Genomic DNA, 22,515 nt, shown 5'->3' with positions numbered 1-22,515 from the left:
AAGAATCCCGGCCGCGGTGAGCGGCGCCGCGACGGGGGAGCGGTATTAAAATGGGCCCATGGTCCGCACCCCCCTCACCCCCGAAGAGCGCGAGCGCGGCGAGCGGCTGGGTCTGCTGCTGCGCGAGGCGCGCGGCAGCCGCAGCATGGTCGAGGTGGCCGCCTCGGCCGGGCTCTCCGCCGAGACCCTGCGCAAGATCGAGACGGGCCGGGCGCCGACCCCCGCCTTCTTCACCGTCGCCGCCGTCGCGAAGGCGCTCGGGCTGTCCATGGACGAGTTGATCCGCCGTTGCGCGCCGGTGCCCGCCCCGCAGGCGGCGTGACGGCGGCACGAGTCGCCCGCCGCCGCCGTGGCGCGGTGGCAGGCCGCGGGGCCGATCGGCGCAATCGGGGATCCGGGTCCGCCGTCGGCGGGCACACCTGAGCGCGTGTCAGCACTGAACGCCGCCAAGCGGCTCGGAATCGCACTCGTCGGCGCGCTCCTGGCGACCGGCCTGCTCGTCGCGGCGGGCTCCGCCCCCGAGGGACGGGCCGCGGCCGGTCCCGGCCACGGTCCCCATCGGTGACCCGTCCCGCCGGAGGGCGTAGGGTCGGGCCATGGCCGGAACCGTGACGCTCGAAGAGCTCGGACGGAGCCCGTACGTCAGTCTCACCACCTTCCGCCGGGACGGCACCCCTGTGGCCACCCCGGTGTGGGCCGTGTACGACGCGGGCGAACTGTTCATCTGGACCCGTACGGACTCGTGGAAGGTCAAACGCATCCGCAACAACGGGCGGGTCACGCTGACCCCGTGCGACGTGCGCGGCCGGATCGCGCCCGGCGCACCCGTGCTGGAGGGCACGGCGCGGCTGCTGGACGAGGCAGGGCTGCGGCGGGTGCGGAAACTGCTGTCCCGCAAGTACACCTGGCGGTTCTGGGCGCTGGACCTGCCCGCGGCCGCCGTACGCCTCGGGAAGCGGCCGCACACCGCGATCGCCGTGAAGGTTTGAGACTCCTGTAGTCCTCCCGTAACACGGATGCGGTGCAATGCCCCCATGGAGACCGCGACTCCGCACGACGGCGCGCCGGCGATCAGCATGCTGGCCTCCTGGATCCGTCATGTGACGGCCCGTCTCGACCCCGGGTCGGGCTGGTACGGCGAGTTCCTGCGCCGGGATCCGGAGGGCATGCGGGCCTGTCTCGACGGCGCCGCGCTGCCACCGTGGGACGTGCTGGAGTCGCTGCTCCAGGACCTGGCGGCGCTCCGCGGGCCGGAGTCCGCGGCCGAGGCCGGACGACGGGCGGCGGCACTGCGCCGGGCGGCCGCCGCCGAGTACGACCGCCGGCCGGGCGGCGCGGAGGAACTGCGGCACCTGCTGAGCGCGGCCGCCGCCCAGCGGTCCTCCTCCGAGGCGGCCCTGCGCACGCTCTCCGACCGGCTCGCCACCACCACCGACCCGGCCGAAACCGGGTTCCTGACCCGCGAACTGACCTGGACCCAGGACGACCTGACGAGAGCCGCCTCCCGCCACACGGACCTGGCCACCCGTCTGACCGCCTTGACGGCCCGACACCCCGACCCCGCGCACGGTGTGCCCGCGGCCCGGCCACCCGTACCGGGGGGCGCCGGCCGTGAGTCCCGGCCCGCGCCTCCGGTCCGCCCCGGGGAGGGCGAGGCGGCCGGCCCCGGAGGGGGCGGCGCGGCTGCGGGGCCGGCCGAGGCGGCATCCGCACGGCGCCGGCTGCGCGGAGCCGGACGCCGTACGCGCGGGGCACGGTACGCGGGCGTCGAGGACACCGCGACCGACGGCACCGCGACCGACGGCCGCGGTCCGGCACCGACAGCCGCCCTGCCGGATCTCGGCACCGCATTGCCGCGCGGCGCCCGCTTCGGCCGCCCCGAACCCCGGACCGCGCCGACCCCGGGCACCACCGACTCCGGGGCTTCGGCCGGGTCGGGGCCGGAACCGGTGGCGGCCGCGCAGGACGATGGGCAGCAGGCCGGGTGGTGGCCGGCTCCCGGACCGGCGGACCGCCCGGCGCCGGAAGCCGGGCAGTGGCGCGGGGCCGGACCCGGGGCCGGGCAGTCGTACGGGGCCGGACCCGAGGCCGGGCAGTCGTACGGGGCCGGACCCGAGGCCGGGCAGTGGCGCGGGGCCGGACCCGGGGCCGAGCGGTCGTACGAGGCCGGGCAGTGGCCGGTGCCGGGACCGGAGGCCGAGCAGTCGCAGGGCGTCGGACCGGGGGCCGGGGCATGGCTCGGGGCGGTGCCGGAGGAGCAGTCGCCCGGACCCGGACCGGAAGCCCGCCCCTGGCCCGGACCCGCCGAGGCCACGGCAAGGCTGGTGGCCGAGATCGGCGGGCTGCGGGGGCAGGGCCGCTCCGGGGAGGCGCACGTGCTGCTGTGCGAGGCCGCGGCGTGGCCGGCCGAGGCGCTGCCCGGGCTGGCACGGGAGCTGGAGCGCGCCGGGCTCGGAGCGGACTGGGCCACGCTGCTGTGGGAGGCCGCGGCGAGCCTGCCGCCGGACCGGCTGGCCGCCGCCGCGGCCGCGCTCGGCACCGCGGGCCGGGACGCCGACCGCGGACGGCTGCTCCGTCAGGGCATCACCCGCCCCGCCGCCGAGATCGCCGAAGCGGTCCTCGCCCTGGACGCGGCGGGCCGCCGCACCGAGGCAGACCTGCTGCTCTCGGCCTTCGTCCGGATCCGTACCCCCGAGGACGCCGCCCGGCTGGCCCGCCGCGACCCCCACGCGCTCACCCCGCGGCTGCTCGACGCCGCCGGCCGGGTCTCCGCCGTCCACCGGCGCGGCCTGGTCCACGCCCTGCGCGTGGCGGGCTTGAAAGCGGATCGAAAGTGACCCGAAGCGACCACAACCGACCTTCCGCAGAACGGACTTGATCGACTACTCCGACCGTGCGCGGTGGTCTTGCCCCGAAGTGTGACGAGGCTTACGGTCTCGTACCTACGCACACCGTCTACGTGCGTAGAGGCGAGGAGCAGCTCATGGCCCACATCGTCCGCGCCGCGCTGGTCCAGGCCACCTGGACCGGCGACACCGACTCGATGATCGCCAAACACGAGGAGCACGCCCGCCGGGCCGCCGCCCAGGGCGCCCGGATCATCGGCTTCCAAGAGGTCTTCAACGCGCCCTACTTCTGCCAGGTCCAGGAGCCCGAGCACTACCGCTGGGCGGAGCCCGTCCCCGACGGCCCCACCGTGCGCCGCATGCAGGACCTCGCCCGAGAGACCGGCATGGTGATCGTCGTACCGGTCTTCGAGGTGGAGAGCTCCGGCTTCTACTACAACACCGCCGCCGTCATCGACGCCGACGGCAGCTACCTCGGCAAGTACCGCAAGCACCACATCCCCCAGGTCAAGGGGTTCTGGGAGAAGTACTACTTCCGCCCGGGCAACCTCGGCTGGCCGGTCTTCGAGACCGCCGTCGGCAAGGTCGGCGTCTACATCTGCTACGACCGGCACTTCCCGGAGGGCTGGCGGCAGCTCGGCCTGGCCGGCGCCCAGCTGGTCTACAACCCCTCCGCGACCCACCGCGGCCTGTCGGCCCACCTCTGGCAGCTGGAACAGCCCGCCGCCGCCGTCGCCAACGAGTACTACATCGCCGCCATCAACCGCGTCGGCCGCGAGGAGTACGGCGACAACGACTTCTACGGCACCAGCTACTTCGTCGATCCGCGCGGCCAGTTCGTCGGCGAGACCGCCGGCGACAAGGAGGAGGAACTCCTCGTCCGCGACCTGGACTTCGACCTCATCGAAGAGGTCCGCACCCAGTGGGCCTTCTACCGTGACCGCCGCCCCGACGCCTACGGAGGGCTCGTACAGCCGTGACCCACCCGAACACCAAGGCAACCGCCCTGCACTCCCGCCACCAGGCCGTCCTCCCCGACTGGCTGGCGCTGTACTACCAGCGTCCCCTCGAAATCACCCACGGCGAAGGCCGGTACGTCTGGGACTCCGACGGCAACCGCTACCTCGACTTCTTCGGCGGCATCCTCACCACGATGACCGCCCACGCCCTGCCCGAGGTCACCAAGGCCGTCGCCGACCAGGCCGGGCGGATCATCCACTCCTCCACCCTCTACCTCAACCGCCCCATGGTGGAGCTCGCCGAACGGGTCGCGGCCCTCTCCGGCATCCCCGAGGCCAGGGTCTTCTTCACCACCTCCGGCACCGAGGCCAACGACACCGCCCTGCTGCTCGCCACCGCCTACCGGCGCTCCAACCAGATCCTGGCGATGCGCAACAGCTACCACGGCCGCTCCTTCTCCACCGTCGGCATCACCGGCAACCGCGGCTGGTCCCCGACCAGCCTCTCCCCGCTCCAGACGTACTACGTGCACGGCGCCGTCCGCGGCCGCGGCCCCTTCGCGGACCTCGACGACACGGCCTTCACGGCCGCCGCCGTGGCCGACCTCGAGGACGTACTCGGGCAGGCCCGCGGGGGAGTGGCCGCCCTGATCGCCGAACCGGTCCAGGGCGTCGGCGGGTTCACCTCCCCGCCCGACGGGCTCTACGGCGCCTTCCGGGAGGTCCTCGACCGGCACGGCATCCTCTGGATCAGCGACGAGGTGCAGACCGGCTGGGGCCGCACCGGCGACCACTTCTGGGGCTGGCAGGCGCACGACCGGAACGGCCCGCCGGACATCCTCACCTTCGCCAAGGGCATCGGCAACGGCATGTCCATCGGCGGTGTCGTCGCCCGCGCCGAGATCATGAACTGTCTCGACTCCAACTCCATCTCCACCTTCGGCGGTTCCCCCGTCACCATGGCGGCCGGCCTGGCCAACCTCGGCTACCTCCTGGAACACGACCTCCAGGGCAATGCCCGCCGCGTCGGCGGCCTGCTGCTGGAACGCCTGCGCGCCCTGGCCGCGGGCATCCCCGCGGTACGCGAGGTCCGCGGCCGCGGCCTGATGGCCGGCATCGAACTCGCCAGGCCGGGCACCGACCAGGCCGACCCCGAAGCGGCCGCCGCCGTCCTGGAGGCGACCCGTGAGGGCGGCCTGCTCATCGGCAAGGGCGGCGGCCACAACACCAGCGTGCTCCGCATCGCCCCGCCGCTCTCCCTCACCGTCACCGAGGCGGAGGAAGGCGCCGAGATCATCGGACAGGCGCTCCGGGCCCTGTGAACGCGCCCAGTCCGACCACCCACAGCCCGACCACCCACAGTCCGACCACCCACAGCGTGACCACCCGCAGCCTCCAGCAGAGGGGGGAACCGTGACCACCCGCACCCTGATCCGCGGCGGCCTCGTCGTCACCGCCGCCGACGAACTCCACGCGGACGTCCTCGTCGAGGACGGCCGGGTCGCCGCCCTGGCCGCCACCGGGTCCGCGGCCGCCGGGAGCTGGACGGCCGACCGTACGATCGACGCCACCGGGAAGTACGTCATCCCCGGCGGCGTCGACGCCCACACCCACATGGAACTGCCGTTCGGCGGCACCTCCGCCTCCGACACCTTCGAGACCGGCACCCGGGCCGCCGCCTGGGGCGGCACCACCACCATCGTGGACTTCGCCGTCCAGACCGCCGGCCGCTCCCTGCGCGAGGGACTCGACGCCTGGTACGCCAAGGCCGACGCCAACTGCGCCGTCGACTACGGCTTCCACATGATCCTCTCCGACGTCAACGAGCACACCCTGAAGGAGATGGACCTCCTAGTCGAGGAGGGCGTCAGCTCCTTCAAGCTGTTCATGGCCTACCCCGGCGTCTTCTACAGCGACGACGGGCAGATCCTGCGCGCCATGCAGCGCGGTGCCGCCAACGGCGGGCTGATCATGATGCACGCGGAGAACGGCATCGCCATCGACGTCCTCGTCGAGCAGGCCCTGGCCCGCGGCGAGACCGACCCCCGCCACCACGGCGAGGTCCGCAAGGTGCTCCTGGAGGCCGAGGCCACCCACCGCGCCATCCAGCTCGCCCGGGTGGCCGGCAGCCCGCTCTACGTGGTCCACGTCTCCGCGGAGGAGGCCGTCGCGGAACTGGCCGCCGCCCGCGACAAGGGACTGCCCGTCTTCGGGGAGACCTGCCCGCAGTACCTCTTCCTCTCCACCGACAACCTCGCCGAACCCGACTTCCAGGGCGCCAAGTACGTCTGCTCCACCCCGCTGCGGCCCCGGGAGCACCAGGCGGCGCTGTGGCGGGGGCTGCGGACCAACGACCTACAGGTGGTCTCCACCGACCACTGCCCGTTCTGCTTCCGCGGCCAGAAGGAACTCGGCCGCGGGGACTTCTCCAAGATCCCCAACGGGCTCCCGGGCGTGGAGAACCGGATGGACCTGCTCCACCAGGCCGTCCTGGACGGGCACATCAGCCGCCGCCGCTGGATCGAGATCGCCTGCGCGACCCCGGCCCGGATGTTCGGCATGTACCCCCGGAAGGGCACCATCGCGCCGGGCTCCGACGCCGACATCGTGATCTACGATCCGCACGCCGAGCAGGTCATCTCCGCCGAGACGCACCACATGAACGTGGACTACTCGGCGTACGAGGGCAAACGGATCACCGGACGCGTCGACACCGTCCTCTCCCGCGGCGAGACCGTCATCGAAGCCCGGCGGTACACCGGCCGGGCCGGACACGGCACCTTCATCCACCGCTCCACCTGCCAGTACCTGTAAGTGCACGTAAGTGAGGAATGCGATGGACTTCGGCCTCGTCCTGCAAACCGACCCGCCCGCCTCCCAGGTCATCAGCCTGATGAAACGCGCGGAGCGCAACGGCTTCCGCTACGGCTGGACCTTCGACTCCGCCGTGCTGTGGCAGGAACCGTTCGTCATCTACAGCCAGATCCTGGCCAACACGCAGAAGATGCACGTCGGCCCCATGGTGACCAACCCGGGCACCCGCACCTGGGAGGTCACCGCCTCCACCTTCGCCACCCTCAACGACATGTACGGCAACCGCACCGTCTGCGGCATCGGCCGCGGGGACTCCGCCATGCGGGTGGCCGGCCGCAGACCCAACACCCTGGCCCGGCTCGGCGAGGCCATCGAGGTCATCCGCGACCTCGCCGAGGGCCGTGAGGCCTCGGTCGACGGCAACCCCGTCAGGATCCCCTGGATCCGCGAGGGCCGGCTGCCCGTCTGGATGGCCGCCTACGGGCCGAAGGCCCTGGCGCTGGCCGGCGAGAAGGCCGACGGTTTCATCCTCCAGCTCGCCGACGTCTACCTCACCGAATGGATGGTGCGGGCGGTCCGTGACGCCGCCGCCAAGGCCGGCCGCGACCCGGACGCGATCACCATCTGCGTGGCCGCCCCGGCCTACGTCGGGGACGACCTCGCCCACGCCCGCGACCAGTGCCGCTGGTTCGGCGGAATGGTCGGCAACCACGTCGCCGACCTGGTCAGCCGCTACGGCGAGCACTCCGACATGGTGCCGGAGGCGCTCACCGAGTACATCAAGGCCCGCCACGGCTACGACTACAGCCACCACGGCCGCGCCGGGAACCCCTCCACCGACTTCGTCCCCGACGAGATCGTCGACCGGTTCTGCCTGCTCGGCCCGCCGGAGGCGCACATCGAGAAGCTCCGGGCGCTGCGCGACCTGGGGGTCCACCAGTTCGCCGTCTACGACATGCACGACGCCAGGGAGGCCACCATCGACGCGTACGGGCAGCACGTCATCCCGGCGGTCAACGGCTGACCGCGCCGCCTTCCCGGGCCGCGAGGACGCGGCCGGGGAGGGCTGCTGCGGTGTGCCAACGGCGCGGGCGGCCCGGCGGCGGGGTGCCGTCGTAGGCCCGAGGTGACGGTCTTCACCCCCCGTCCACCCGGGCCGGTGGGGAATGTCGGCGTGGCGTGGTGAGATGGACGGCATGATCGATGAGTTTCTGGCACACCAGCTGTCCGATGTCGAAGAAGCCGTCCGCAAGGCCGCGGCGGTCGAGATCATGCCGAGGTTCCGGCAGCTCGCCGAGCACGAGGTGGTCGAGAAGACCGGCCCCCACGACCTGGTGACGATCGCCGACCGGAGTGCCGAGGAACACCTGACGGCCTCGCTCACCCGTCTGCTGCCCGGCTCGGTGGTGGTCGGTGAGGAGGCGGTGCACGCCGACCCCGCCGTCTACGGGGCCCTGCGCGAGGACGCCCCCGTCTGGATCGTGGACCCGGTCGACGGCACCCGCCAGTTCGTGGGCGGGGAGCCCGCCTTCTGCACCCTGGTGGCCCTCGCCCGGCGGGGCGAGATCCTCGCCTCCTGGACGTACGCGCCGGCCCTGGAGACGATCGCCACGGCGGTCCGCGGCCAGGGGGCGTACGTCAACGGGGAGGCCATCCGCAGCGGATCCCCCGAGCCCGGCGCCGAGCTCCGCGTCGCCATCGCCCACCCCCTCTACACCAGCGAACATGACAAGAACCTGCTGTCCCGGCTGGACGTTCCCGGAGTGGCCGCCCGGCCCTGCGGCTCGGCCGGTCTGGAGTACCTGAAGGTGGCCCGCGGCGAGGTGGACGCCCTCGCCTTCACCTGGCCCTCGGCCTGGGACCACGCGGCCGGACTGCTGCTGGTCGCCGAGGCGGGCGGGGCACAGACCACGGTGGCGGACGAGCCGTTCCGGATCGACCGGGACAACGCCCTGCCGTTCAGCGTGGCCCGGGACGAGGCCACCGCACGGCGCATCGTCGGCCTGCTGCGGGGCGAGCGGTAATACCCTTCGGTATACGACGCGGTCATACCCTGGAGGGCCGGGTCAGCCGGGCAGCCGAAAGAGACGAAGGAGGCGCAACGTGCCGTCGATTCTCGATGCTGTCGTCGTGGGGGCGGGGCCCAACGGGCTGACGGCCGCCGTCGAACTGGCCCGGCGGGGCTTCTCGGTGCAGGTCTTCGAGGCCGCCGACACCGTCGGCGGCGGCGCACGTACGGAGGAACTCACCCTGCCCGGGTTCCGCCACGACCCCTGCTCGGCGGTGCACCCGCTCGGCATCGGCTCGCCCGTGTTCTCCACCATGCCGCTCGGCCGGTACGGCCTGGAGTGGCTGCACGCGCCGCTGCCCATGGCCCACCCCTTCGACGACGGCACGGCCGCGGTGCTGTCCCGTTCCGTGGCCGAGACCGCGGCCTCGTTCGGGCCGCGCGACGCCGGGGTCTACCGCCGCCTGGTGGCCCCCTTCCACGGCAAGTGGGACACCCTGGTCCGGGACTTCATGTCCCTGCCGTCCACCGCCCTGCCCCGGGACCCGGCCACCCTGGCCCGGTTCGGACTGGCCGGCCTGCCGCCCGCCACCTGGCTGCTGAACCGGTTCCACGACGACCGGGCCCGGGCCCTCCTGGCCGGCCTCGTCGCCCACGTCATGAGCCCGCTCGGCGGTATCGCCACCGGCGCCGTCGGCCTGGTCTTCGCCCTGGCCGCGCACGCCCACGGCTGGCCCCTGCCGCGCGGGGGCTCGCAGGCCGTCCCCGACGCCCTCACGGCCTATCTCAAGGACCTCGGCGGCACCGTCCACACCGGCTTCGAGGTCAAGCGCCTGGACGACCTCCCGCCGGCCCGCGCCTACGTCTTCGACACCTCGCCCACCGCGCTGGCCAGGATCGCCGGGCTCGGGCAGGCGTACCGCGGGTACAAGTACGGCGCCGCCGCTTTCAAAATCGACTACGCCCTGTCCGGCCCCGTCCCGTGGACCGCCCGGGAGGCCCGCCGGGCCGGCACCGTACAGCTCGGCCCGCACACCCGCGACATCGACGCCGCCCTGCAACTCGCCACCTCGGGCCGCGCCCCCCGCACCCCGTTCCTGATCACCGCCCAGCCCAGCCTGGTCGACCCCTCCCGGGCCCCCGAGGGCAAGCACGTGTTCTGGGCGTACGGCCACGTCCCGCACGGCTGGGACGGGGACCTCACCGACGCGATCGAGCGGCAGCTGGAGCGCTTCGCCCCCGGCTTCCGCGACCTGGTGCTGGCCCGGGCCACCGCCGGACCGCCCGAGCTCGCCGCCCGCAACCCCAATTACGTCGGCGGCGACATCGCCTGCGGCGCCGCCTCCGGTCTCCAGCTCCTGCTGCGCCCGAAGCCCACCCTCTTCCCGTACGCGACGGCACACCCGGCCGTGTTCATCTGCTCCTCGGCCACGCCGCCGGGCCCCGGAGTGCACGGCATGTCCGGGCACAATGCGGCCAAGGCCGTCTGGCGCCGGCTCAGGTCGGCGCGCTGAACCGAAGGAGACCCCGATGGTGCAGATCACCCTCGTGCAGGGAGACATCACCGAGCAGCGGGCGGACGCCATCGTCAACGCCGCCAACTCCTCCCTCCTCGGCGGGGGCGGGGTCGACGGGGCCATCCACCGCCGCGGCGGCCCGGAGATCCTGGAGGAGTGCCGGGCCCTGCGCGCCTCGCACTACGGCGGGGGCCTCGCCACCGGCCAGGCCGTCGCCACCACCGCCGGCCGCCTGCACGCCGACCACGTGATCCACACCGTCGGGCCGGTCTGGTCCCGCGAGGAGGACCGCAGCGCCCTCCTCGCCTCCTGCTACCGCGAATCCCTCCGCATCGCCGCCGAGCTGGGCGCCCGTACGGTCGCCTTCCCCGCCATCTCCACCGGTGTCTACGGCTGGCCCATGGACGACGGCGCCCGCATCGCCGTCGAGACCGTCCGCACGGCCTCCGCCGCTCCCGTCGCGGAGGTCCGCTTCGTGCTCTTCGACGCCAAGGCCTACGCCGCCTTCGAAGGAGCCCTCACCTGACCGCCGGGTCGGCCACCACCTGCCCGAGTCCCCTGCGATACTGCACCGTCCCATGCGGTCCTGCGCAGTGCCGCGGGCGGCCGCGGCCGCCGTCCATCCGAAACCGGCCATGGCCGAAAATCGCTCTGGCTCCTCTTCGGCCGGAATGATCGAATCGGCCTTGGCGCCGCCGCACCGGTGCTCGCGACACATCTGAACAGGGAGCGGCCCGATGGATTCCATGACGTACGAGGACCTGCACCGGGAGGTCTCGGCGGACATACAGGCGGAGATCGACGCCGCACTGCTGGGTCTGGGCCCGGCGGCGGACGAGGTCCGCGCGGGGGTCCGCCAGCTCCTGCGGCACCAGCAGTTCAAGTACCCGCTGTCCGTCCTGCCGATGCTCATCCACGCCGTGGAGACGGGCGCCACCGCCCCGGCCGTCCCGCTCGCCGCGGTGCACGTGCTCTGGTGGACCTCGGCGTGCTATCTCGACGACCTTGCCGACGGACACGGCGCGGCTCCCGCCTCCCACCTCGACGCGAACGAAGCGGTGCTGGCATCGGTCATCACCGGAAATGCGCTGCCCATTCGGCTCATCCAGGCGCAGCGGCTTCCGGATCCGGTGCGCGGCGCCCTGATCACGGAACTCGCGAGCGGCTGGATCAACGGCGTCGAAGGCCAGTTGGTCGACATGCGCGGGGATCTCGCCAATGCCACCAGGAAGTCCGTCGTCACCGCATACCGCGGCAAATCCGGCGGACCCTACGCGATGATAACCGCCATGGCCGCCATACTGGCCGGCCAGGACGCCCGCAGAACGGAACTGTGGCGCGATTTCGGCGATGTCTTCGGCATCCTCTGGCAGATCTTCAACGACCAGTGGGACATCACCACCGGACGCAACGAGGACCTGCGGAACGGGACCGTCACCTATCTCCTCGCCTCCGTCCTCGATGACGCGTCCCCCCAGCTCCGTCGGCAGGTCCTGGACCTGTCGGCAGCCGCCGTGGACTCCGACGCGGCGCGGTCGGAGCTCCTGGCCCTGCTGCTCGCGCCCGCCACCCTCGACCGGTACCGCGAGGACATCGAGGCGTACCGGACGCAGGCGCACCGCATTCTCGACGAACTCGGCGGTAACGAACACTATTCGGCCGCATTGCGCCAGCTCGTCGACATGTCCTCGGAGATGCTCCTCACCTCCGGACCCCTTTCCGCCGAGGTCCCGGCCGACTGATCCGCGCACCGACCGCGCGCCGCCGAACGATAATGGCCGAATGGAACTCTGCCTATCCGTGAGCCTGTTCGGCATATGGCATCATGACCGCGCGAGGGTGGCCGCTGGGGTTCGCCGGAGGACTGAGAATGAAGTTACCTGGCTCTGCGGCACCGGCCTCGGAGGACCGGCTGCTCAGGCGTCGCCTGAAGAAAGTGCGCCGTACCTGTGCGGAACTGCTCGCGGATTGGGGTATGGAGCACGGCTGCGGTATCGACGAACTCCACCGATATCTGAGCGAGCAGCGCCGGCGCCCCATCCATCTGGTCCCGACTTCCTTCCCCGAACGTCATCTCTTCGGCATATGGCTGAAATTGGACGACTTCGACGTCGTCGCATTCGAGAAATCCGCATCGCCGTCACACAAGGAACACATCATTGCCCACGAACTGGCCCACATCGCCTTCGAGCACCGGGGCTCGGTGCAACCGGACGGCGATGATCCGGGCAGGGCGGTGACGGAGATCGATCCCGCCGCCGTACGGGGCGTCCTGATGCGCTCCCGCTACAGCGACGACGAGGAGCAGGAGGCGGAGACGATGGCCTCGCTGATCCTGGCCCGGGCGACGAAGCGGTGGGTGGAGCCGGTCTGGGCCGTCCCGGACGAGGCCGCCGACATCGTCGCCCGGATCGAACACGGCATCGGCCACGTCAACGGCAGCAGCGGCAGCGGCGGCAGCAACGTCAGCCTCAACGTCAACGGCAAAGCGGACCACACGTGACCCTGATCTACGGAATCCTCGCCTGGGTCTGCGCCTTCGTCGGTCTCGCGGCCTTCGCCTACCGCCTCCCCGACGCCCTGCGCCGCAAGGGCGACGTCGCCCTGTGGGCGCTGTGCGTCTACTTCCTGTGCTCCGGCATCAGCTTCCTCGTCGACCTGGACCTCCTCCGGCTCCACATCTCCGGGTTCTTCGGACTGCCGAACATCACCTCGCTCATCACCCAGGTCGCCGTCGTCGTCCTCACCGCCGCCCAGCAGGTCGTCCTCGTCCACTGGTCCTCGCCCCCCGACGAGGCCCGCCGCACGGCCCGCCGCCGGGTGCTGTTCTTCGGCGTCCTGCTCGTCGTCCTGGTGATCGCCTCACTCGCCGTCGGCCCCGTCACGAAGGCGGAAACGGCGACCTCCACGATCCTGCTCAGCATCCAGGACGGCCGCTACGCCCTCTACATGACCTTCTACCTGCTGATCTGTGCGATCGGGCAGTTCGAGACGGTGCGGCTCTCGCTCCGCTTCACCAAGATGGCCAACCGCCAGTGGCTCGCCGTCGGCATGCGCACCGTCACCGTCGGGGCCGCCCTGATCCTGGTCTACTGCGTCACCCGGGGCATCCAGATCGCCGGCACCCGGCTCCACTACGACGCCGCGGCCCTCGACCCCGTCCAGTGGTCCTGCGGCAGCATCGGCGCCCTGCTCCAGGTCACCGGCTGGACCATCCCCTCCTGGGGCATCCACATCACCCGCACCACCGGCTGGATCCGCAGCTACCGTTGCTACCTGCGGCTGCGCCCCCTGTGGTGGGCCCTGCACCAGGCGTCCCCGGACATCGCCCTGGACCCCCCGCGGTCCTGGCCGCGCGACCTCGTACCGCCCCGGGACCTCCACTACCGCCTCTACCGGCGGGTCATCGAGATACGCGACGGCCAGCTGATGCTCCGCTCCTCGCTCTCCCTCGCCGAGTTCTCCGACCTGGCACGCTCCCTGGAACTCCCCGAGGACCCGACCTCACCGCTCGGCGAGGCCCTCCAACTGCGCGCCGTACTGGGCCGCCCGGCGGAGGAACGGGCCGAGCGGGCGGAACAGGGCGAGGAGTCCGACATCCCGGCCCGCCCGCCGCACGAGGACTTCCGCGACGAGGTGGAATGGCTGTCCGAGGTCGCCTCCTCCTTCTCCTCCCTGGCCGGACACGGGGCGAGGACCGGGGCATGGTGACCGGCCCGCCGCACCCGCCCGAGCACCCGCCGCCGCACCGGCCCGCGCACCCGCCCGTGCTCGCGGTCTCCGACCTGGTGCGCACCACCCGGCACCTGCTGGCCCTCGACGCCGGGCCCGGCGCCACCACCGCGGTGCGTGCCGCCCGTGAGGTGTTACGCACCGTCCCGGAGCTCACCACCTCCCGGCCCGACGCCGCCCCGCTCGACACCGACCGGACCGCCGCCCTGGCCGAGCTCTGCGAGGTCATCGGCTGGATCCTGTTCGACGCCGGACTCCACCGGCAGGCCGCCCGGGCCAACGCCCGCGCCCTGGCCCTCGCCGAGCTCTGCGGAGACGCCCGGACGGCCCGGCTGGTCCTGCTCAACCACAGCATGCTGCAGACCCACACCGGAGACGCGCGGGCCGCCCTGGAGTCCGCCGCCCGGGTGGCCGGACGCCGCACCCCCCACCGGGTCGGCACCCTCGTCCTGATCCGCCGGGCCCACGCCACGGCCGTCCTGGGCGGCCACGCCGAGCCCCTGGACCTGATCGCCCGCGCCCGCGTCCGGTTCGAGGACGGCATCTCCCGCCACGACCCCGACTGGGCCTGGTGGATCGACGAGGCCGAACTGACCGGCCACGAAGGCTGGGTGCTGTCCCGGCTGCGGCAGTGGGACCGGGCCCTTCCGCTCCTCCACGCGGCGGCCACCGCCCCCGGACCCGCCTACCGGCACCTGTTCACGGCCGAACTCCTCTCCGCCCTGGCCCGGGCCGGAGCCTGGACCGAGACGGCCGGCCTGATCGCGGACATCGCTCCGCGCGTCGCCGCCATCGGCTCCGTACGCACCCTCGACACCCTCGGCAGGACGGCGGCCGGCCTGCGCCGGCACGCCCGTACTCCGGCACCGCTGCGCGAAGCGGCGGTCCACCTCCTGGAGTCCCTGCCCGCCACCGCGGCCCGCACCGCCGCCTCCACCCCACACCACCGATAGGAACACCACACCATGCGACCGATCCGCATCACCATGCCCGCGGCCTCCGTCCTGCTGGCCGCCGTACTCGTCCTCACCTTCGGCAGACCCGTTTCCGAGGTCGCCTTCGGCACCCCCGCCGCCTCCGCGTCGGCCGCGGACCGGGAGACGGCCGGCCAGGTCGGCGCCCCGTGGGTGTCCACCCACCTGTACTTCGGGACCGGCCGGCACAACGGCCACCCGCCCATCTCCGACGACGAGTTCAACACGTTCGTCGCGGACGTGATCACCCCCCGCTTCCCCTCCGGCCTGACCCTCCAGGAGGGCCGCGGCCAGTGGCGCGACCGCGAGGGCGACATCAACCGGGAGAAGTCCTGGGAACTGACCGTGATGTACCCCGCCACCGAGGCGCACCGCCGGAACGCCGACATCGAGTACATCCGCGACCGCTACTGCGCCCTGTACGAGCTGGAGTCCGTCGGCCGGGCCGACGTACGGGCCCTCGTCGACTTCTGACGTACGGGGCCTGCCGCGCCCGCTACCTCCGCCCGCGCGCCGCCGCCCGATAGGCGCGCGGACCGGAGCCCACCACGGCGGAGAAGTGCTGGCGGAACGTCACCTCGCTGCCGAACCCGGCCCGCCGGGCCACCTCGGCCACCGGATGGTCGGTCCGCTCCAGCAGCCGCCGCGCCTCGTCGAGCCGCCGGTCCAGCAGCCAGCGGTGCGGGGTGGTGCCCGTCTCCGCCCGGAAGTGGCGGGCGAAGGACCGCGGTGACATCCCGGCCCACGAGGCCAGCGTCGCCACGTCCAGGGGCTCGTGCAGCCGCCCCAGAGCGCGGGCCCGTACGGCGGCCAGCGCCTCGGCGGTACGGTCCCCGGCGAGTACGGGCCGGTCCAGGTACTGGGCGGTGGCACCGGTCCGGAACGGGCCGGTGACCATCGTCCGGGCCACCGTCGCGGCCACCTCCGAGCCGTGCGCCTCCCGGACCAGGTGCAGACACAGGTCGATCCCGGAGGCCACCCCGGCCGAGGTCCACAGCCCGCCGTCCGACACGAACAGCGGGGCGTCCTCGACCAGCACCGCCGGATAGCGCTCCCGCAGCTCCGCGACCAGCGACCAGTGGGTCACCGCCCGCCGCCCGTCCAGCAGCCCGGCCTCCGCCAGCACGAACGCCCCCGCGCACAGGGCGGCGATCGGCGTCCCGCGCCGGTGCGCCTCCCGCAGCGCCTCCAGCACCGGCCCGGCGACCGGACCGGCCGGGTCCGAGAGCGCCGGTACGACGACCAGGTCGGCCTCGGCCAGCCAGTCGAGCCCCCGGTCCGGGCTCAGGGTCAGTCCGTCGGCCAGCGGCAGCGCATCCGGTCCGGCGGCACAACGGCGCAGCTCGAAGGCGGGCACCCCCGGCCGGACGCGGTCCGGCGGTCCGCCCCACACCTCGGTGATCACCGCGAGGTCGAAACCGCGGATACCGGGCTGGGCGACCAGTGCGACACGCTGCATCACCCCATGATGTCACCGCAAGCACCCGCATTCCTGCCACTAGGGCAGGATCCCATCGGTTCCGGTCAGCGCCACCGCTGTTTCCGCCGCGCCCCTGTCACGAGGATGAAGCCATGACGACGACGCGAGACAGCTTCCCCCTGGACCCGAACGCGGCCCTGGTGGTCATCGACGTGCAGCAGGGCTTCGAGGACGCCGGCTTCTGGGGCCCGCGCAACAACCCGGACGCCGAGGGCAACATCGCCGCCCTGATGGACGCCTGGCAGCGCACCGGCCGCCCCGTGGTCCTGGTCCGCCACGACTCGGTGAACCCCGGCAGCCCGCTGGCGGCCGGCACCCCCGGAAACGGCTTCAGGGACTTCGTCGAGAAGCGGCGCGCCGAGGCCGCGCTCCTGGTCACCAAGACGGTCAACTCCGCCTTCTACGGCACCCCGGACCTGGGGGAGTGGCTGACGGCCGCGGGCATCGGCCAGCTGGTCGTGGTGGGCGTCCAGACCAACATGTGCGTGGAGACCACCGCCCGGATGGGCGGCAACCTGGGCCACCGGGTCGTCCTCCCGCTGGACGCCACCCACACCTTCGACCTGGCCGGCCCGTTCGGCCTGCACCTGACGGCGGACGAACTGGCCACCGCCACCGCGGTCAGCCTCCACGGCGGCGGCTTCGCCGAGGTGGTCACGACCGCTCAGCTGCTCGCGGCGGCCGGAGACGAGGCCGGGGACGGCGCCGGAGCCGGGGCCGGGTCCGCCGGGTAGTCGCGCAGCCGGACCGGCTCGGTCCGGGTGTTCTCCGGGGCGTCGGCCGCGAGCACGTCCAGCATCTCCCGGGTCGGCGCCGGCATGAAGGAGCGCTCCGCGCCCTCACGCCCGAGGGCCTGGTGCTCCGCCACGTAACCGCGCATCGCCCGCTCGTAGGCGGCGAACGCCGCCGTGTGGTCCCCGCCGCACTCGGCCGGCTCGCCGGCCGGCACGTACGCGCCGATCAGCGCCTGCGAGGTGCCGCGGCCCGAGGGGATGGCCGCTCAGCAGGACCGGATGGCCGAACTGCTCGCCGGCGGCACCTTCCCCGCCTTCGGCGCGGCCGCCCCGGAGGCCGGCCTGACCCCCGAGTCCCTGTTCCGCTTCGGCCTCACGGCCTCACGGCCTCACGGCCTTCCTGGACGGCCTGGCCGCCCGTATGCCGACAATGGGATCATGACATCAACCCATGTGTCCCTGAACGAAGTTCGCGCGGGCATCGATGCCGTCGACGCCGAACTGGTCGGCCTCCTGGCCCGCCGCCAGACGCTGGTCCGGGCAGCGGCCGGCTTCAAGAAGGACGAGGACGCGGTACGCGCCCCCGACCGGGTGGAACGCGTCGTCGCCGCTGCCCGTGCCAAGGCCGAGGCCGAGGGCCTGGCCCCCGAGGTCGCCGAAGCGGTCTGGCGCGCCATGATCGCGGCCTTCATCGAGCTCGAACTCACCGAACACCGCGCCACGACGCCCACCCCCTGACCGACCGGGGCCGGACACGCCGGACTCGCCGAACTCGCCGGACTCGCCGGAGGCCCGGACCCCATCGGGTCCGGGCCTCCGTACGGTCAGTGCCGGGCGCAGCCTCAGAGCACGTCGGCGGCGATGTTCGCCGCGACCTGCTCCAGCAGCGGGCCCGCGTTGGCGATGCACTTCGCCGCGTCCGGCTCGATCTCGGTCAGCGGGTAGGCGCGACGGATGCCCGCCGCCTGCAGGGCCTCCTGCTCCAGCAGCAGACGGCCGCACACCGCCACCACCGGCTTGCCCGCGGCCCGCGCGGCCGCGGCCACGCCCGCCGGGGCCTTGCCGTGCAGGGTCTGCTCGTCCAGCGAACCCTCACCCGTGATCACCAGGGTGGCCCGCTCCAGCGCCGGAGCGAAGCCCAGCACGTCCAGCATCAGCTCGATGCCGGGCCGGAAGCTCGCACCGAGCAGCAGCGCGCCGTAGCCGATGCCACCCGCACCGCCGGCACCCGGGGAGGCTGCCAGCTCGGTGGCCTTCGGGCCGATCGCCTTCTCCAGCACCTGCGCGTAGTGGCCCAGCGCCGCGTCGAGCGTCGCCACGTCCTCCGGCGAGGCGCCCTTCTGCGGGCCGTACACCGCGGCGCAGCCCTTCGGGCCGGTCAGCGGGTTGTCCACGTCGCTGGCCAGGACGAACTCGACCTCCGCGAAGCGCGGGTCCACACCCGACAGGTCCGCCGACGCCAGCTCGGCGAGCGCGCCGCCGCCCGGGCCGACCGGCTCGCCGTTCGCGTCCAGGAACACCGCGCCCAGCGCGGCCAGCATGCCCGCGCCGCCGTCGGTGGTCGCACTGCCGCCCACGCCGAACACGATCGTGCGGGCACCCGCGTCCAGCGCGGCCTTCAGCACCTCGCCCGAGCCGTACGTGGTCGCGGTCAGCGCGGCGAAGACGCCCTTGGGCAGCAGCTGCAGCCCGGAGGCCTCCGCCATCTCCACCACGGCGGTGCCGTCGCGCAGCGCGAAGGCGGCCGTGACCTGCTCGCCGAGCGGTCCGGTGACCCGTACTTCCCGGCGTTCGAACCCGGCCGCCACCGCGGCCGCGACCGTGCCGTCGCCGCCGTCCGCGACGGGGAGGGTCTCGACCTCCACGCCCGGTACGGCCTTGCGAAGACCCGCCGTCACCCGCTCCGCGACCTGTACGGCCGTGAGCGAGCCCTTGAATTTGTCCGCGGCGATAAGAACGCGCGCGGCCTCAGTTACTGCCCCGTCCGTCACCTTGCTGATCCCTTGCTATCGAACGTGCAGTCGCGCCAACCCCGAGGGTATCCGGAGGATCCTCCTATGCGCATGGGTGGCCCGGGTCACGCCACGCCCGCATCCGGCACTTCATGGCTCCAAATGGGGAAAAACACCCCCATAGTGGGGTGGGGTGAGTGCGGAATCACTGAGCGGTCCCGCCCCCGAGAGCTTTCCGCCCCCTGAGACGGGCCGCCCCGGGCCGGCCGCGCACCGCCCCCGGCGCGCCCCGGGGCGGCCGGTGCCCTCGCTAGGCTGGCCCCGTGACCACCACTGACGCCGCCGCAGCCGCCGCCTCCTACGCCGCCTACATCGCGACCCTGCCCCGGGTCCTGGCCGGCGCCGCCGCCCTCTTCCGGGACGCCGACGGCCGGGTGCTCGTCGTCGAGCCCAACTACCGCGAGGGCTGGGTCCTCCCCGGCGGCACCATCGAGTCCGACCAGGGCGAGTCCCCGCGCGCCGCCGCCCGCCGGGAAAGCGCCGAGGAGATCGGCCTCGACCTCCCCCTCGGCCGGCTCCTCGCCGTCGACTGGGTCCTCGGCCCCGCCCGCCCGCCGCTCGTCTCCTACATCTACGACGGAGGCGTGCTCGACGAGGACCAGCTCGCCTCCATCAAGCTCCAGGAGGAGGAACTCCTCTCCTGGAAGCTGATCGAGCCCGCCGAGCTCACCACCTACCTCCTCGGAGCGCTCGGCCCGCGCATCGAAGAGGCCTACCGCGTCCTGCAGTCCGGCGAGGGCACGGCGGAACTGGAGAACGGCCGCCCCGCCCTTCCGTAACCGGGGCGGGCAGTGACACGGCGCCTACACCGAGCAGGACAGAATCAGATCATGATCTCCATGTACGCCTGGCCCAGCACCGCCGACGGACCCGACGCCCTGCCCATGGTCCACTTCACCACCGAGGAGCAGTCGGGCGGCGAAACCACCCCCGACGGCCAGCCGGTCTGGCTCTTCGACGCCGCCATCCGGGAAGGCGGCTGGGCCCACTTCACCGACTACGACGGCTGGTCCCAGGTGGCCCCTGGCTGGCTCGCCGAATACCGCCGGCACGACGACGTCCTGCTCGTCAGCGGCCCCGGCGCCTGCGAAGGCTGGTACCAGGGCACGATCGGCGCCACCCCCGAGTGGATCGCGGCCGCCGCCGGCCAGCAGAGCATGGTCATCATGGCGGCACCCGTCCCGCACCCCTCCATGTACGGCTACGCCGTCGAGATGGGCGTGGGCTTCGCGCTGCTCGTCCCGGTGAACGTGGTCTAGCACCGCGCCGCGGGCCGGCCGGGCGGCCGACGGGCCGGGGAGGGCCTCGTCGGCTCAGCCCGTCGGCAGGGCCCGCTCGCCCGCCTCGAAGGCCAGCAGCCGCTGCTTGCGGTCCAGGCCGCCGCCGTAGCCGGTCATGCTGCCCGAGGCCCCGATCACCCGGTGGCACGGCACGATGATGCTGATGGGGTTCTTCCCGTTCGCCAGGCCGACCGCCCGGGACGCGCCGGGATTCCCCAGCCGCTCCGCCAGCTCCCCGTACGACCAGGTCCGGCCGTACGGGATCTGCTGGAGCTGCGCCCACACGCTGCGCTGGAAATCGGTGCCCTCCAGGCGCACCGGGAGGTCGAACTCGGTCAGCTCTCCGGCGAAGTAGGCCTCCAGCTGCCGCACCACCTCCGTGAACGGCTCCTCGGTGGGTGCCACCCGCTCGCCGAAGGACTCCTCCGGCGGCCGGTGCCGCTGATCGGTCATGTACATGCCGCTCAAGACGCCTTCGGTGGCCACCATGGTGAGCGGCCCGTAGGGGCTGTCGACGACGGCGTACTGCTTGTTGTTCACGCTCTTCGCGGTCTTCACGACGGTTCTCCAGGGGAAAGGGCAGCCGGGGCCCGGGTCACGGATCGCGGTACGGACGGGGTCCCGGAACGGGCCCCGGACGGGGTCCCGTACGGGGAGGGCAGACGGTTGATGGGATGGTCGTCGGTGGCCCACAGGTACTGGACGGCGTACGCCCGCCACGGCCGCCAGCCGGCCGCCCGTGCCGTCAGCGCGGCCGGCGAGGACGGCAGACCGAGCCCGGCCGCCGCCCGCCGCACCCCGAGGTCGGACGGCAGGAACGCGTCCGGATCACCCAGCGCGCGCATCGCGATCACCTCGGTGGTCCAGGGGCCGAACCCGGGGAGCGCGGAGAGCTGAGCCCGGGCCGCCTCCCAGTCGCTGTCGATGCCCAGCGGCAGCGAACCGTCGGCCAGCGCCCCGACCAGCGTGGTGAGGGTCGTCCGGCGGCTGCGCGGCAGCGCCAGCGCCTCCGGGTCGAGGCCGGCCAGCGCCTCGGGCGAGGGGAACAGACGGGTCAGCCCGCCGTCCGGGTCGGGGTCCGCCACCGGCTCGCCGTACGCGCTGACCAGCCGGGCCGCGTGCGTACGGGCCGCAGCCGTGGACACCTGCTGACCGAGCACCGCCCGTACGGCGAACTCGGCCGCGTCGACGGTACGCGGCACCCGGCGCCCGGGAGCCTTGTCCACCAGCGGCGCCAGCAGCGGATCGGACCGCAGCTGCTCGTCCACCGCCTCCGGGTCGGCGTCGAGGTCGAGCATCCACCGGCACCGGCTGATGGCGATGGTCAGGTCCCGCAGATCGGTCAGCGCCAGCTGGCACCCGATGTGGTCCGGCTGCGGAGTGAGGGCCACCACCCCGGTCCCGTACGGGAGGCGCAGCGTCCGGCGGTACGCGCCGCCGCGCCACTCCTCCACACCGGGGACCGCGGTCGCCACGAGGTGCCCGAACAGGTTGTCGGGGTTGAGCGGGGCACGGAACGGGAGCCGCAGGGAGAGTACGCCGGGGGTCTGCGGCCGGGTGCACCCGCCGCTGCGGGCCGCCGCCCGGGTCCGCAGTTCGCCGGGGGTCAGCGCGAACACCTCGCGCACGGTCTCGTTGAAACTCCGGATGGAGGAGAACCCGGCGGCGAAGGCGATGTCGCCCATGGGCAGCGCGGAGGTCTCGATCAGCAGGCGTGCGGTCTGCGCGCGCTGCGCCCGGGCCAGGGCCAGCGGGCCGGCGCCCAGCTCGGCGTTGAGCTGCCGCTCCACCTGGCGGGCGGAGTACCCGAGCCGTGCGGCCAGTCCCGGGACGCCCTCACGGTCGACTACGCCGTCCCGGATGAGCCGCATGGCCCGTGCCACGGTGTCGGCCCGCGCGTTCCACTCGGGCGATCCGGGGCTGGTGTCGGGCCGACACCGCTTGCAGGCCCGGTATCCGGCCTGCTGGCAGGCCGCGGCGCTGGGCAGGAAGGTCATGTTCTCGACCTTGGGCGGTACGGCGGGGCAGCTGGGCCGGCAGTAGATCCGGGTGGTCCGGACCGCCGTGAAGAACCAGCCGTCGAACCGGGCGTCCTTGGACTGCACGGCCCGCACGCAACGTTCGGTGTCGGTGTACATGGCTCCAGCATCGGGGTGGGG

At 73.2% G+C, this 22,515-nt stretch carries 25 protein-coding genes; 20 read left to right on the top strand and 5 right to left on the bottom strand.

All coding sequences use genetic code 11. The features are described from left to right. Positions 1–58: 58 nt before the first annotated feature. The 16 genes from AC067U_RS02785 (at position 59) to AC067U_RS02710 (ending at position 15,324) form a co-directional block, all read left to right on the top strand. On the top strand, positions 59–322 hold the full coding sequence (locus AC067U_RS02785) for a helix-turn-helix domain-containing protein (RefSeq protein WP_478827785.1): 264 nt from the start codon (positions 59–61) through the stop codon (positions 320–322). A gap of 105 nt (positions 323–427) precedes the next feature. Continuing rightward, positions 428–565 carry a hypothetical protein gene (locus AC067U_RS02780; protein WP_478827784.1) on the top strand — a complete coding sequence of 46 codons (138 nt, stop codon included), beginning with the start codon at positions 428–430 and terminating at the stop codon, positions 563–565. A 43-nt stretch (positions 566–608) separates the two neighbouring features. Continuing rightward, positions 609–989: a PPOX class F420-dependent oxidoreductase gene (locus tag AC067U_RS02775; RefSeq protein ID WP_478828272.1), complete on the top strand. Its 381-nt coding sequence runs from the start codon at positions 609–611 to the stop codon at positions 987–989. 45 nt (positions 990–1,034) lie between these two features. Next, the gene (locus AC067U_RS02770) at positions 1,035–2,837 is read left to right on the top strand and encodes a hypothetical protein (protein WP_478827783.1); all 1,803 of its coding nucleotides are present in this window, start codon (positions 1,035–1,037) and stop codon (positions 2,835–2,837) included. A 146-nt stretch (positions 2,838–2,983) separates the two neighbouring features. Next, positions 2,984–3,826, top strand: a complete 843-nt coding sequence (locus tag AC067U_RS02765; protein ID WP_478827782.1) for a nitrilase-related carbon-nitrogen hydrolase — start codon at positions 2,984–2,986, stop codon at positions 3,824–3,826. Then, a complete protein-coding gene (locus AC067U_RS02760; protein WP_478827781.1) occupies positions 3,823–5,127 on the top strand; it encodes an aspartate aminotransferase family protein in 1,305 nt (434 codons plus the stop codon). Before AC067U_RS02765 ends, AC067U_RS02760 begins: the two co-directional genes overlap by 4 nt. 91 nt (positions 5,128–5,218) lie before the next feature. Continuing rightward, complete coding sequence (gene hydA, locus AC067U_RS02755; protein ID WP_478827780.1) at positions 5,219–6,619, top strand: dihydropyrimidinase; 1,401 nt, start codon at positions 5,219–5,221, stop codon at positions 6,617–6,619. 22 nt (positions 6,620–6,641) lie between these two features. Next, on the top strand, positions 6,642–7,643 hold the full coding sequence (locus AC067U_RS02750; protein WP_478827779.1) for a TIGR03842 family LLM class F420-dependent oxidoreductase: 1,002 nt from the start codon (positions 6,642–6,644) through the stop codon (positions 7,641–7,643). A gap of 172 nt (positions 7,644–7,815) precedes the next feature. Continuing rightward, on the top strand, positions 7,816–8,643 hold the full coding sequence (locus AC067U_RS02745; protein WP_478827778.1) for an inositol monophosphatase family protein: 828 nt from the start codon (positions 7,816–7,818) through the stop codon (positions 8,641–8,643). A 79-nt stretch (positions 8,644–8,722) separates the two neighbouring features. Further along, positions 8,723–10,141 carry a phytoene desaturase family protein gene (locus AC067U_RS02740; protein WP_478827777.1) on the top strand — a complete coding sequence of 473 codons (1,419 nt, stop codon included), beginning with the start codon at positions 8,723–8,725 and terminating at the stop codon, positions 10,139–10,141. 16 nt (positions 10,142–10,157) lie between these two features. Next, the gene (locus tag AC067U_RS02735) at positions 10,158–10,670 is read left to right on the top strand and encodes an O-acetyl-ADP-ribose deacetylase (protein ID WP_478827776.1); all 513 of its coding nucleotides are present in this window, start codon (positions 10,158–10,160) and stop codon (positions 10,668–10,670) included. Positions 10,671–10,881: 211 nt separating this feature from the next. Beyond that, complete coding sequence (locus AC067U_RS02730; protein ID WP_478827775.1) at positions 10,882–11,886, top strand: polyprenyl synthetase family protein; 1,005 nt, start codon at positions 10,882–10,884, stop codon at positions 11,884–11,886. An 83-nt stretch (positions 11,887–11,969) separates the two neighbouring features. Beyond that, positions 11,970–12,647: a hypothetical protein gene (locus tag AC067U_RS02725; protein WP_478827774.1), complete on the top strand. Its 678-nt coding sequence runs from the start codon at positions 11,970–11,972 to the stop codon at positions 12,645–12,647. Next, positions 12,644–13,855, top strand: coding sequence for an MAB_1171c family putative transporter (locus AC067U_RS02720; RefSeq protein ID WP_478827773.1), 1,212 nt, complete (start codon positions 12,644–12,646; stop codon positions 13,853–13,855). Before AC067U_RS02725 ends, AC067U_RS02720 begins: the two co-directional genes overlap by 4 nt. Continuing rightward, positions 13,849–14,829, top strand: a complete 981-nt coding sequence (locus AC067U_RS02715; protein ID WP_478827772.1) for a DNA-binding protein — start codon at positions 13,849–13,851, stop codon at positions 14,827–14,829. Before AC067U_RS02720 ends, AC067U_RS02715 begins: the two co-directional genes overlap by 7 nt. 12 nt (positions 14,830–14,841) lie before the next feature. Beyond that, complete coding sequence (locus AC067U_RS02710) at positions 14,842–15,324, top strand: DUF3574 domain-containing protein (RefSeq protein WP_478827771.1); 483 nt, start codon at positions 14,842–14,844, stop codon at positions 15,322–15,324. A 22-nt stretch (positions 15,325–15,346) separates the two neighbouring features. Here the strand turns inward: AC067U_RS02710 and AC067U_RS02705 are convergent, their stop codons facing one another. After that, entirely contained in the window at positions 15,347–16,309 is a 963-nt protein-coding gene (locus tag AC067U_RS02705; RefSeq protein ID WP_478827770.1) for a GlxA family transcriptional regulator, read from the bottom strand. Between the two features lie 113 nt (positions 16,310–16,422). Between AC067U_RS02705 and AC067U_RS02700 the strand changes: the two genes are divergently transcribed. Next, positions 16,423–17,064 (top strand): cysteine hydrolase family protein, encoded by a 642-nt coding sequence (locus AC067U_RS02700; RefSeq protein WP_478827769.1) that lies wholly within the window; start codon positions 16,423–16,425, stop codon positions 17,062–17,064. Here AC067U_RS02700 and AC067U_RS02695 read toward each other — a convergent pair. Next, on the bottom strand, positions 16,995–17,279 hold the full coding sequence (locus AC067U_RS02695; protein ID WP_478827768.1) for a hypothetical protein: 285 nt from the start codon (positions 17,277–17,279) through the stop codon (positions 16,995–16,997). The two genes, AC067U_RS02700 and AC067U_RS02695, sit on opposite strands and share 70 nt — an antisense overlap. A 223-nt stretch (positions 17,280–17,502) precedes the next feature. Here AC067U_RS02695 and AC067U_RS02690 point away from each other — a divergent pair, with 223 nt between their 5' ends. Further along, positions 17,503–17,802, top strand: a complete 300-nt coding sequence (locus AC067U_RS02690) for a chorismate mutase (protein WP_478827767.1) — start codon at positions 17,503–17,505, stop codon at positions 17,800–17,802. Between the two features lie 104 nt (positions 17,803–17,906). Here AC067U_RS02690 and AC067U_RS02685 read toward each other — a convergent pair whose 3' ends face one another. Continuing rightward, complete coding sequence (locus AC067U_RS02685) at positions 17,907–19,055, bottom strand: glycerate kinase (RefSeq protein WP_478827766.1); 1,149 nt, start codon at positions 19,053–19,055, stop codon at positions 17,907–17,909. Positions 19,056–19,339: 284 nt separating this feature from the next. Here AC067U_RS02685 and AC067U_RS02680 point away from each other — a divergent pair, with 284 nt between their 5' ends. Then, on the top strand, positions 19,340–19,855 hold the full coding sequence (locus tag AC067U_RS02680) for an NUDIX domain-containing protein (protein ID WP_478827765.1): 516 nt from the start codon (positions 19,340–19,342) through the stop codon (positions 19,853–19,855). Between the two features lie 51 nt (positions 19,856–19,906). Then, the gene (locus AC067U_RS02675) at positions 19,907–20,335 is read left to right on the top strand and encodes a hypothetical protein (protein ID WP_478827764.1); all 429 of its coding nucleotides are present in this window, start codon (positions 19,907–19,909) and stop codon (positions 20,333–20,335) included. Between the two features lie 54 nt (positions 20,336–20,389). On the opposite strand, the gene AC067U_RS02670 is transcribed toward AC067U_RS02675, so the two are convergent. Beyond that, positions 20,390–20,914, bottom strand: a complete 525-nt coding sequence (locus AC067U_RS02670) for a methylated-DNA--[protein]-cysteine S-methyltransferase (RefSeq protein WP_478827763.1) — start codon at positions 20,912–20,914, stop codon at positions 20,390–20,392. Continuing rightward, positions 20,911–22,494, bottom strand: a complete 1,584-nt coding sequence (locus tag AC067U_RS02665) for an AlkA N-terminal domain-containing protein (protein WP_478827762.1) — start codon at positions 22,492–22,494, stop codon at positions 20,911–20,913. Before AC067U_RS02665 ends, AC067U_RS02670 begins: the two co-directional genes overlap by 4 nt. Between the last annotated feature and the right edge of the window lie 21 nt (positions 22,495–22,515).

This window comes from Streptomyces sp. NPDC043853, assembly GCF_056436025.1.
The sequence above is the reverse complement of the archived record's forward strand: the minus strand, read 5'-3'. Positions and strand labels throughout refer to the sequence as shown.

What these genes read in the sequence shown, in the direction of transcription:
- AC067U_RS02785 (WP_478827785.1), top strand. Translation starts at nt 59, where the DNA reads ATGGTCCGCACCCCCCTCACCCCCGAAGAGCGCGAGCGCGGCGAGCGG.
- AC067U_RS02770 (WP_478827783.1), top strand. Translation starts at nt 1,035, where the DNA reads ATGGAGACCGCGACTCCGCACGACGGCGCGCCGGCGATCAGCATGCTG.
- AC067U_RS02765 (WP_478827782.1), top strand. Translation starts at nt 2,984, where the DNA reads ATGGCCCACATCGTCCGCGCCGCGCTGGTCCAGGCCACCTGGACCGGC.
- AC067U_RS02750 (WP_478827779.1), top strand. Translation starts at nt 6,642, where the DNA reads ATGGACTTCGGCCTCGTCCTGCAAACCGACCCGCCCGCCTCCCAGGTC.
- AC067U_RS02745 (WP_478827778.1), top strand. Translation starts at nt 7,816, where the DNA reads ATGATCGATGAGTTTCTGGCACACCAGCTGTCCGATGTCGAAGAAGCC.
- AC067U_RS02735 (WP_478827776.1), top strand. Translation starts at nt 10,158, where the DNA reads ATGGTGCAGATCACCCTCGTGCAGGGAGACATCACCGAGCAGCGGGCG.
- AC067U_RS02730 (WP_478827775.1), top strand. Translation starts at nt 10,882, where the DNA reads ATGGATTCCATGACGTACGAGGACCTGCACCGGGAGGTCTCGGCGGAC.
- AC067U_RS02725 (WP_478827774.1), top strand. Translation starts at nt 11,970, where the DNA reads ATGACCGCGCGAGGGTGGCCGCTGGGGTTCGCCGGAGGACTGAGAATG.
- AC067U_RS02715 (WP_478827772.1), top strand. Translation starts at nt 13,849, where the DNA reads ATGGTGACCGGCCCGCCGCACCCGCCCGAGCACCCGCCGCCGCACCGG.
- AC067U_RS02710 (WP_478827771.1), top strand. Translation starts at nt 14,842, where the DNA reads ATGCGACCGATCCGCATCACCATGCCCGCGGCCTCCGTCCTGCTGGCC.
- AC067U_RS02705 (WP_478827770.1), bottom strand. Translation starts at nt 16,309, where the DNA reads ATGCAGCGTGTCGCACTGGTCGCCCAGCCCGGTATCCGCGGTTTCGAC.
- AC067U_RS02700 (WP_478827769.1), top strand. Translation starts at nt 16,423, where the DNA reads ATGACGACGACGCGAGACAGCTTCCCCCTGGACCCGAACGCGGCCCTG.
- AC067U_RS02690 (WP_478827767.1), top strand. Translation starts at nt 17,503, where the DNA reads ATGACATCAACCCATGTGTCCCTGAACGAAGTTCGCGCGGGCATCGAT.
- AC067U_RS02675 (WP_478827764.1), top strand. Translation starts at nt 19,907, where the DNA reads ATGATCTCCATGTACGCCTGGCCCAGCACCGCCGACGGACCCGACGCC.
- AC067U_RS02665 (WP_478827762.1), bottom strand. Translation starts at nt 22,494, where the DNA reads ATGTACACCGACACCGAACGTTGCGTGCGGGCCGTGCAGTCCAAGGAC.